Source organism: Aequorivita flava, assembly GCF_038742595.1.
GTDB lineage: Bacteria > Bacteroidota > Bacteroidia > Flavobacteriales > Flavobacteriaceae > Aequorivita > Aequorivita marisscotiae.
In genome coordinates this window covers 49,689-57,702 of sequence record NZ_JBANCF010000016.1, presented here as the reverse complement: position 1 = coordinate 57,702, position 8,014 = coordinate 49,689, and the positions used below count along the sequence as shown (strand labels likewise).

Genomic DNA, 8,014 nt, shown 5'->3' with positions numbered 1-8,014 from the left:
GCGGGGATTATCAATGTTGTCGAAGTCTAAAGCTTCACCGTATATAGTAACCTTACTCCGCTCTTTTGTTCTTTCTGATTAATACTTAAAATTAACTTATTTAGTGAAAATCAAACTTAAGATGTATATACAAAATAGGCGAAATAGCAGTAAATTCAACGGTTGTAGCTCGCTTCAACTTCATCTCGGTTTGATAAGTTTGAAGCCCGCAATCGCCTACTTTGCATATACTAAACGTTGGTAGCCATTTGAATACAACAAATAGAGGAATTTAAAGACCACCCGACTTACAGAATTCAAATAAAAATTGTAAATTCACTCTCGAAGAATGTACAAACTTGAAAACCAAGAATGGTCGAATTTAACGCTCAAGACCTTTAATGGAGCAACTAAATATTTTTAAATTATGAAAAATGTAATTTTAGCTTTGGCATTTATGCTAACTGGAACCTTTGCTTTTGCAACTGAGAATGTTAATCCTTTAAATGAACATTCTAAAATCGTTGATTTAATGCAGGCATTAACAGCTACTTATAATCTCGACATTACAAATGCTGAGATTACTTGCTATATTCTACATGTAGTTATTCGTCCCGATGGGTCTCAAATGGGAAGCTTTACGCTTGAGGCTCCTGATGGCCATCCTGATTGTAATGGTATTGTTTATCACTATATGTAAAAAGTAAAAAAAATGGCTTGGTCAAAAGTAACATTATGACAAAGCCATTTTTAAAATCCACAAAATGAAAAAAACAAAACTTATCATATTGCTTATATTATTCACTGCAAATACTTACGCACAAAACAAATCAACCATTGCAGTGGTAGAATATACCACTAAACTAAAACTTGGTTTACCCGCAGAAAATACTTCAAGACTATTTTTCAACAATAATCAATCCTGTTTTATTGAAGGAAAATTTAATATTAAAAAAAAGCAAGAACAAGAAAATATTCAAGACAAACAAAGCAAACACGACACCATAAAATATTATGTGGATTTAACTAAAAAACAATTATTTAAAGAAGAATTAGTAGATAATGAATTATACTTAATAAAAGAAATACTACCAAAAATTGAATGGAATTTATCATTCAAAGAAAAAGATTCAATACTTGGTTTTTTATGCAATAAAGCCAAAGGCAATTTTAGGGGAAGAACTTATACGGCGTGGTATGCGCCTGACATCCCAGTACATTTTGGACCTTGGAAACTTCAAGGATTACCTGGTTTAATTCTAAAAGTATCAGATGATTTAGAACAAGTTGAGTTTTCAGCAATTAGTTTGGAATATAAAAAAGAGGACGAATATTCAAATGCTTTAGAATTACCTTCAAATTATTTTAAAACAATTGGTTTGGAGGAATATGTATCTCTTATAGACAAAAGCGAAGAAGAAGAACTTAAAAAAATAATGGCGAGTATGCCCAGAGACAGTAAGGCAAGAAATATAAAAATGAACAAAGATAGAACATCAAAAATAGAAATGAAATATGAATGGGAGCAAGATTAATTTTTTTTCATCTTTTTATTTACTTATTTGTCTATAACTCTTCAAGTGCACAAACAGAAATTTTCGGTTTTATTTCTGATAAAGACGATATTGAATTAACAGCAGTTAATGTCGTAATGAAAGACAAAACAAATGACTCTATAATAGATTACTGTTTTTCTGATGTTGATGGAAAATATAAAATCAGCACTAAAGCAACAGGTTATTTTTATTTAACATTTTCATCTTTAGGATATGAAAACTTTACTATTAATATTTTTGTTGACGGCACAGAGAAATCAATTAACCAAAACATTACATTGAATGAAAAATATTTGGAGTTAAACCAAATAATAATTCAAGCATCAAAACCAATTTCCGAAAAAAAAGACACAATTACCTTCAAAACAAAAAATTTTGTTCAGGGAAACGAACAAACAGTAGAAGATTTACTTAAAAGAATTCCCGGCTTACATATTGACAGTCAGGGTTCCATTAAAATAGGTAATCAAGAAATAGAAAAATTAATGATTGATGGCGATGATTTTTTTGAAAAAGGCTATAGAATACTTTCAAAGAACATGCCTGCTTATCCTATTGAAGAAGTAGAAGTTTTATTAAATTATTCCAATAATAATTTGCTGAAAGACATTGAAGAAAGTAATAAGGTGGCACTAAATCTGAAATTGGATGAAAAATCAAAGCGCATTTGGTTTGGAAATTTAGAAATCGGTTATGGCAACAACGACAATTACGTATTTCGAGGTAACCTTATGAATTTCGGGAAAAAAAGCAAATATTATATATTAAGCAATTTAAACAATATAGGTAATGATGCCGTTGGCAATATTAATTTTTTGATTAGACCTTCAAGAACCAATGAACCTGCAACGATTGGCGACAATCAGCATGTAACTGATTTATTAAATTTGTCCAGTTCTAACTTAAGCCTAAAAGAAAGCAGAACAAACTTTAATAATGCCGCATTAGTTTCCTTGAATGCAATCTTTAATCCAAGTGAAAAACTAAAGATAAAAACGAATGGTTTTTTTAATTCGGACGAAATCGATTTTTTCAGGAATAGAATAGATGTGGTCAATACCGATAGTGTCGATTTTACCAATATAGAAAACTATTATTTACAAAACAAAAACAGAACAGCATTTGGCAAGGTGGACATCAACTATAGTATTTCAAAAAATAAGACATTAGAAACAGTAACAAAGTTCAATAATGGTCATTTTGAAGATACTTCAAATTTAGTATTCAACGGTGATTCAACAATTGAAAAGCTCAATAGCACCAACAGTCTTTTCGACCAAAAAATAAGCTATACATCCAAATTTGATAATAATAAGGCCTTTTTATTAACTGGTCGTTTCATCAATGAAAAAGCGCCACAAAATTATCAATTAAATCAGTTTTTTTATCAAGATTTATTTCCTGATTTTGAGCCTATAGACAACGTAAAACAGCAAACCACCAATCAAATGCAATTTGTTGGTGTTGAAGCTCATCTATTAAATAGAAAACCAAATGATGATTTATTTGAACTACTGATAGGAAATGAATACAGAAAAGATAAATTGAATACAGCCTTTTTGTTGCTCAACAACGAAATGGTCGTAGATAAACCTGAAGGATATCAAAACTTACTGACCTACCACGTAAACAATCTGTATATTAAAGGAAAATACGAATACAAAATTGGAGATTTAAGCCTTGTGAGCAAAATTCATCTCCATCAATTATTCAATAAATTTACTTCTACCTTTATTTTCAAAAATCAGAACCCATTTTTTATAAATCCAAGTATTGGACTTAATTGGAAGATTGACGATAAAAACAAAATCACTTCAACTTATTCGTACAACAAAACCAACTCAAATCTTTTGGAGGTTTACAACGGTTTTGTGTTGACCAACTTTCGCACATTTTCAAAAGGAACAGACGATTTCAGCCAATTAGACGCATCATCATTACTGGTGGACTATAAGTTCGGTAATTGGAGTGAACGTTTTTTCGCAAATACATTTTTTCTATATAACAAAAATTATAACTTCTTTTCTACTAATTCGTTAATAGAGCAGAATTTTACGCAAATAGATAAAATAATTATTAAGGACAGAGAATTTTTTACTATTTCTTCAAATTTAAACTACTATTTTAAAAGAATTTCATCGAACCTAAAAATCAATTTTGGATATTCAAAGTCTGAATATAAAAATATTGTAAATGACTCTGATTTAAGAAATGTGACATCCAAAACATCAAATTACGGCATAGAACTTCGGTCGGGATTTAACGGCATTTTTAACTATCATATTGGAACTAAATGGACAACAAACCAAATAAGGACATCTATAGTCAATTCGTTTACTGACAATATAAGTTTCTTGGACTTATCCTTCATATTTAATAATAAATTTGATTTTCAATTTCAATCAGAAAGATATTATTTTGGGAATTTTGAAACTGACAATATTTATTTTTTTTTGGATTTTGAAGCAAAATATATACTTGTAAAGAATAAACTGAGTATAGGTTTTTCAGGCAGAAACTTGTCAAACACAATAAAATTTAGAAATTTCTCAATCAGCGATATCGGAACATCGACGACGGAATATAGATTGTTACCAAGACTGCTGCTTTTAAAAATAGAATATAGGTTTTGATATACGGTCTGAATAGAAAACGGCTACCAACAAATGTATAAACACAATAGCGGAAAAGTACAAAACCCGAAAGTGATTTTATAAATTTATGGTCAGGTATAAACCGAAAAGTCAGTGTGTCAATCCCGCTACTGCGCTTATACGAGACCGTTGGCAATAATTTAAAAAAAAGGAATAGCATTGATAAAAAGATATAGAAAACAAAAAATATTTCAATTGACAATTGGAATTATCTGGTTAACGGGAATTTACTTTTTTGTAGATTCTGACATCATTCGAATTGGAATGCTCGCCTTTATTTTTTTTATTGGAATAGCTTATAGCACAAAATTATTAACTAAAATTAAATTGAGTGACGGATTTTACATCTTTGAGACTTACTCAATTGTAACTCAAAAGGAGGAAATTAAAATTTCGGAATCTCAACTTACCGAAATAATTTATAAATCTGATTTGTTATTTAATTCTCACAATCTGATTTTAAAATATAACGGAACTAATGGTGTTGTGACTAAAAAGCTTTATCTGAATTCAGAACCCTGGAGTGAATTGGCATCCGAATTAAACCGCATTAAAAAAACTATTGCCAACACCGTGTAACACGCATTGCTTCTGATTTTCCTTTCGGAAAATCCTCGCAAGCGTGAAATGCAGTGCTTTTTTTAGCTATTTTAGTGCCAAACCACGCAACGTCGTGTTACACAAACACGTTGCCACACATTCCCCACACAAAAAATTTCTATTAATTTCTTGAGCTAACGGTAAGAACTCCCGAACTTTATGTCGATCCTATGCAAGGCCGATTTTAAAACTGGTGCGTCATAGCTCGGGACACATTCTGGTTGAAGTGTAAAAGCCCTCGAAGAATCAATTCAAGGGTTTGTTGATAATTTCAGTGGTGGTCCGTCAAAGAGGAACCCCGTTCAGAATAATTTTCTATATCAAAGTTACATTTCCTTAGGATCATTTTTTACTAATCCATAAACTTTTTTATCATGGAAAGAAAAATGAAACTCGGAATGGACGTTGTTAATTTCAATGCTTCCGGAATCGATGTGGGCAGTCGCTCACACTATGTGGCCATTGGCCAAGAATTAGAGGATGTCAGGGAGTTTGGTGTTTATGCTGAAAATCTCACAGAAATTTGCCAGTGGCTTATGGACTCTGGCGTGACCACTGTAGCAATGGAGTCCACGGGCGATTACTGGCAAAATCTGTATGTAGAGCTTATCTCCTTCGGTTTTGAAGTAGTGCTGGCCAATGGAAAATTCACCAAGAATGCCAAGGGCAAAAAAACGGATGTAAAAGACTGTCGATGGATACAGAAGCTACACACCTTAGGGTTACTCAGCGGCAGTTTCCTGCCCGATCTTACAACCGAACAGCTAAGGACGTTCTGTCGCCAAAGAGGGAATTGGATAGACCTGGCCGCCTCTACTACGCACAAAATGCAGAAGCACCTAAAACTATTGAACTTTAGGCTAGACGTTGTGGTCAAGGATGTGTGTGGACTTACTGGGATGAAGATCATTGAGGATATCTGCAAGGGCAACCTTGATCCTCAAAGTTTGGCCGAGCACCGACACTACAACTGCAGAAAGCCAAAAGAAGAAATTGCTAGGGCGCTCCACGGCAATAACCGATCGGACTATCTCTTTGGGCTACAACAGGAGTTCGAGGCCTATAAATTTTTTCAGAAAAAGATTGCGGACTGCGACAAAGAAATAGAACTTTTTATAAAGCGAGAGCTTAAAGAGCATCCCGAGCGGAAGAAGATGAAAACAACCGAAAAGTCCTATAAGAGAATCAACAAAAATGCACCCCAGATCAAAGATATGAACCAACTAGCCTTCCGTTATTTTGACGGGGTTGATCTCTTTGCCATCGAGGGACTGAGTCATTCCACGGTATTGACCATAATGAGCGAGATAGGTCCCGAAGGCTTCCATAAGTTTGGTTCATCAAAACAGTTTGCTTCTTGGCTCAGGCTCGCACCCAACAATAAGATATCAGGCGGGAAAATACTCAGCAACCGAGTGCCAAAAGGAAGCAACCGGCTCAAGATTGCCTTACGCCAAGCGGCCAATGCCATAGGCAACCTAAAGGACACTCATCTTTCAGACTTCTTCCGAAGGGTCGCCTACCGAAAGGGAAGACACTCCGCAGTCAGTGCGACGGCAAGAAAACTTGCGGTAATCCTATGGAATATGGTCACCAAAAAGATAGAATATCAACCCCCGAAACAATACTTATTTCTGGACCAAAAAAGAAAACTTGGAATGGTGAACCGCATTAAAAAACAAATTGATAAATTTGAATTAAAACCTGAAGATCTAGGATTTACAAACACCCTAGATATCAGCAACTTAATTTGACGTTAGTCAGAATTTGAATAATGAATTGGAAAGAAGCATATAAAATACCTTCAAAAGAATATAAATGTGGATTCTGTGAAAGAGAAATCGCATCGGAACTTGGATTTGCGGCTATTGGAACTGTAGGTGCGAATAGACACGGCAGACACGACTCATACGAGGGAATCAAAGGTCGTATCTATATATGCTATAATTGCAAAAATCCCACTTATTTTGACGAAGATGAGGAACAATATCCTGGTTCAAGTTTTGGGAATAATGTTAAACATATAAAAGAAAAAGAGGTTGAGGATTTATATCAAGAAGCTCGGAGATGTATATCTGTACATTCTTACACTTCGACTGTAATGTGTTGTCGAAAGTTATTAATGAATATTTCCGTCAGCGAAGGAGCAAAAGAAGGATTGAGTTTTGTAGAATATGTGAATTATCTAAAAGACAATAACTACATTCCGCCAAATGGACTAAAATGGGTAGATGAAATAAAAAAACACGGAAACAAAGCAAACCATAAAATCGTTTCGAAAACTAAAGAGGAAGCTTTAAAAATATTAATGTTTACCGAAATGCTTTTAAAGTTCATTTATGAATTGCCTAATATGCTTGAAGAGTAAAAACGTTTGCCAACAATATATAACCGCAATTACGGCGGATTCGACTGCGTCCGAATCCACGCGTAATTGCTACCGTCGGTGCTTATACGAAAAACATTTAATTTAATCCCGTAACTGCGGTTATACCAAACGTTGCCATTAATACAAAAAAAATCCGTCTGCCGAAAAAAATATCGTTATGAATGAAACAATATTGTAACTAATTCGTTACATTTGTAATATGAGAGAAATCGATATTACAGAAGAATGTTTGGAATTTATCGACAAACAAAACGATAGAGTTACGCTGAAATTCTTCCAACTAATTGAAGTTATTGGAGAAATTAAAATTGTAAACTCGAACTTTCTGAAAAAACTACAATCGACACAATTTTACGAATTGATGTTTAAAGCAGGAAATGAATATCGAATTGTAATCTTTGCTATCGACCATCTGAATTTTGCCGAATGCACAAAAGCCGTATGTTTATGTGGATTTCAAAAAAAAGGGACTAAAGATTATAAAAAGGCAATTAAACAAGCCGAAAGAATATTAGGAGATTATCTAAAAGAAAAATAATTATGGGAAAATCAATAAACGCAAAAGAACTGATTGCAAAGAGATACGGAAAAGAAGGTTCAAAAGAACGTGAAGAATTTAGAGAAAGTGCTTTTTCCTATTATTTTGGAGAAATCATTAAAAATAGACGAAAGGAATTACATATGACACAGGAAAATCTTGCCGAAAAGGTTGGAAAGAAAAGACCATATATTTCCCGAATTGAAAATGGAGAGGATATTCAATTATCAAATTTCGCTTTACTTGCCAATGCTTTAGGATTATCAATTAAATTAACAGCTGAATAAGTACTAATGGC

Annotated in this window: 8 protein-coding genes; all 8 read left to right on the top strand. The window is 33.3% G+C overall.

The genetic code is table 11. From position 1 onward, the window contains the following. Positions 1 to 406: 406 nt before the first annotated feature. Positions 407 to 679, top strand: coding sequence for a hypothetical protein (locus tag VZD24_RS14250; protein WP_279450135.1), 273 nt, complete (start codon positions 407 to 409; stop codon positions 677 to 679). A 64-nt stretch (positions 680 to 743) separates the two neighbouring features. After that, positions 744 to 1,514, top strand: a complete 771-nt coding sequence (locus VZD24_RS14245; RefSeq protein WP_279450134.1) for a GLPGLI family protein — start codon at positions 744 to 746, stop codon at positions 1,512 to 1,514. Then, positions 1,499 to 4,168: a carboxypeptidase-like regulatory domain-containing protein gene (locus VZD24_RS14240; protein WP_279450133.1), complete on the top strand. Its 2,670-nt coding sequence runs from the start codon at positions 1,499 to 1,501 to the stop codon at positions 4,166 to 4,168. Before VZD24_RS14245 ends, VZD24_RS14240 begins: the two co-directional genes overlap by 16 nt. A gap of 216 nt (positions 4,169 to 4,384) precedes the next feature. Continuing rightward, a complete protein-coding gene (locus tag VZD24_RS14235; protein ID WP_342687943.1) occupies positions 4,385 to 4,768 on the top strand; it encodes a hypothetical protein in 384 nt (127 codons plus the stop codon). A 395-nt stretch (positions 4,769 to 5,163) separates the two neighbouring features. Continuing rightward, on the top strand, positions 5,164 to 6,543 hold the full coding sequence (locus VZD24_RS14230) for an IS110 family RNA-guided transposase (RefSeq protein ID WP_342687944.1): 1,380 nt from the start codon (positions 5,164 to 5,166) through the stop codon (positions 6,541 to 6,543). Between the two features lie 20 nt (positions 6,544 to 6,563). Further along, positions 6,564 to 7,157, top strand: a complete 594-nt coding sequence (locus VZD24_RS14225) for a DUF4145 domain-containing protein (protein ID WP_342687945.1) — start codon at positions 6,564 to 6,566, stop codon at positions 7,155 to 7,157. Positions 7,158 to 7,377: 220 nt separating this feature from the next. After that, positions 7,378 to 7,716, top strand: a complete 339-nt coding sequence (locus tag VZD24_RS14220) for a type II toxin-antitoxin system RelE/ParE family toxin (RefSeq protein ID WP_342687946.1) — start codon at positions 7,378 to 7,380, stop codon at positions 7,714 to 7,716. A 2-nt stretch (positions 7,717 to 7,718) separates the two neighbouring features. Continuing rightward, positions 7,719 to 8,003 carry a helix-turn-helix domain-containing protein gene (locus tag VZD24_RS14215; RefSeq protein ID WP_150940938.1) on the top strand — a complete coding sequence of 95 codons (285 nt, stop codon included), beginning with the start codon at positions 7,719 to 7,721 and terminating at the stop codon, positions 8,001 to 8,003. Positions 8,004 to 8,014 lie beyond the last annotated feature (11 nt).

Excerpts from the sequence above, each read along its gene's own strand:
- VZD24_RS14250 (WP_279450135.1), top strand. The coding sequence starts at position 407 with ATGAAAAATGTAATTTTAGCTTTGGCATTTATGCTAACTGGAACCTTT.
- VZD24_RS14245 (WP_279450134.1), top strand. The coding sequence starts at position 744 with ATGAAAAAAACAAAACTTATCATATTGCTTATATTATTCACTGCAAAT.
- VZD24_RS14240 (WP_279450133.1), top strand. The coding sequence starts at position 1,499 with ATGGGAGCAAGATTAATTTTTTTTCATCTTTTTATTTACTTATTTGTC.
- VZD24_RS14230 (WP_342687944.1), top strand. The coding sequence starts at position 5,164 with ATGGAAAGAAAAATGAAACTCGGAATGGACGTTGTTAATTTCAATGCT.
- VZD24_RS14225 (WP_342687945.1), top strand. The coding sequence starts at position 6,564 with ATGAATTGGAAAGAAGCATATAAAATACCTTCAAAAGAATATAAATGT.
- VZD24_RS14220 (WP_342687946.1), top strand. The coding sequence starts at position 7,378 with ATGAGAGAAATCGATATTACAGAAGAATGTTTGGAATTTATCGACAAA.
- VZD24_RS14215 (WP_150940938.1), top strand. The coding sequence starts at position 7,719 with ATGGGAAAATCAATAAACGCAAAAGAACTGATTGCAAAGAGATACGGA.